The following is a 1,533-nucleotide window of genomic DNA, read 5'->3' as shown; positions in this document are numbered from 1 at the left end:
TTCATCCACAGGCCAGATGATTTCGTGGGGTCGTGTCGGTAGCGCCTGGCAGAATCGAATGCATGTTCGATGGTTCGTTGCCCGAGATCGGCGACTTCTCCGCACTCAGCGATGCGGAGTTGGTGGCCGCCTCGGCCGGATGGGCGCGGGTGGAATCAGCGGCCGCGGCCCGCAAACTGGCCACCATGGCCGAGGTGTTCCGCCGCCGCACCGGCTGCCACGACGCCACCGACCGCGACAACTGGTTCGTCGACCCCGACGCCAACGCCGTCAGCGAACTGGCCGCCGCCCAGAACATCACCGAATCACTGGCCATGTTCCAAACCCACCGCGCCGTCATGCTCACCGACCGCCTCCCCACCGTGGCCGCCCTGTTCGCCGCCGGACAGATCAGCGACCTGCTGGCCCGAACCATCGTGGCCCGCACCGCCCTGATCACCGACCCCACCCTGATGGCCGCCGTCGACACCGACCTCGCCGCCCAGATCATCACCTGGGGACCCACCTCGCAGAAGAAGACCACCGCCGCCATCGACGCCATCGTCGAAACCCACGACCCCGGCGCCCTACGACGGGTCAAAGACGCCGAGAAAGACCGCGACGTCCAATTCGGCTTCCCCAGCGACGCCCCCGGGTTCATGACCGTCTGGGCCCGCATGTACGCCCCCGACGGCGCCGCCTTCGACCAACGCGTCACCGACATGACCCACACCCTGTGCCCCCAGGACCCCCGCACCGCCGAACAACGCCGCAACGACGCCATGGCCGCCGTCGCCACCGGCACCACCCTGCACTGCGAATGCGACCACCCCGACTGCCCCGGCAGCCGCGGCGGGCGCCCCACCAAAGACGTCGTCATCCACGTCGTCACCCCCCACGACACCCTCGACGCTGCACAGGCACACGCCGAAACGGAGGCGAACGCCGAACCGGAGGCGGAGACGACCGCCGAGCAGGAGCCGGAGGCGCATGTCAGGCCACCCTCTCAGTCACCCTGCCCGGCACCGGCATTCGTCATCGGCGCCGGGATCACCAACGCCACCGTCCTGGCCGCGTTCCTCCACCGCGCCACCATCCGGCCGGTCACCCACCCCGGCGACACCGCACCCGAACCCCGCTACCGGCCTTCGGCGGCACTGCAGGACTTCGTGCGCTGCCGCGACCTGACCTGCCGCTTCCCCGGCTGCGACCAACCCGCCCACCGCTGCGACCTCGACCACGCCGTGCCCTGGCCCGCCGGCCCCACCTGCGCATCGAACCTGCGCTGCCTATGCCGAAAACACCACCTGCTCAAAACCTTCTGGACCGGCGCAACCGGCTGGCGGGACAAACAATCACCGGACGGCACCATCGTCTGGACCTCCCCGACCGGACAGACCTACACCACCCGGCCCGGCAGCGCCCTGCTCTTCCCCACACTCGCCGCGCCCACCGCCCCGGCACCGGTGCACGAGGCCAAGGAAGGTGCGCCCCGCACCGACCGCGCATTGAAGATGCCCAGACGCCGCCGCACCCGCGCCCAAGACCGCGCCC

At 70.3% G+C, this 1,533-nt stretch carries 1 protein-coding gene; it reads left to right on the top strand.

The window, feature by feature from the left end; all coding sequences use genetic code 11:
* Positions 1-62: 62 nt before the first annotated feature.
* Positions 63-1,533: HNH endonuclease signature motif containing protein (locus AU196_RS19290; RefSeq protein ID WP_059096680.1), on the top strand; the 1,471-nt coding region annotated here is incomplete at its 3' end.

Source organism: Mycobacterium sp. IS-1742 (assembly GCF_001500125.1).
Lineage (GTDB): Bacteria > Actinomycetota > Actinomycetes > Mycobacteriales > Mycobacteriaceae > Mycobacterium.
Note: the sequence above shows the minus strand (reverse complement) of the source record. Positions and strands in the feature narration are given on the sequence as shown.